Genomic DNA, 289 nt, shown 5'->3' with positions numbered 1-289 from the left:
TGAAGCGGTCCAAGTGCAGCGCGCCGCGGATCTTCGGCGCGAACACCGCGTCGAGGTCCTGCGCGCTCTTGTTGCGGGCGAAGCTGTCGCGCAGCACGCCGGCGGCGTGGACGATGCCGTCGATGCGGCCGTAGCGGTCGCGCGCCAGCGCCAGCACGCGCTCGGCCTCGTCGGCGCGCCGTTCAGCCTCGGGTTCATCTTCGGCCCGGCCATCGGCGGCCTGATGGCCTCCGACCCGGTGGTCGCGCCCGCCCGCGACCTGTTCCCGCCGTTCGTGCCCGCGACGCGC

1 protein-coding gene is annotated in these 289 nt (G+C 74.7%); it reads right to left on the bottom strand.

Features of this window, described 5'->3' with window-relative positions:
• Nucleotides 1-289: KR domain-containing protein (locus tag HKX41_11125; GenBank protein NNC24683.1), on the bottom strand; the 289-nt coding region annotated here is incomplete at both ends.

This window comes from Salifodinibacter halophilus, from assembly GCA_012999515.1.
GTDB lineage: Bacteria > Pseudomonadota > Gammaproteobacteria > Nevskiales > Salinisphaeraceae > Salifodinibacter > Salifodinibacter halophilus.
The sequence above is the reverse complement of the archived record's forward strand: the minus strand, read 5'-3'. Positions and strand labels throughout refer to the sequence as shown.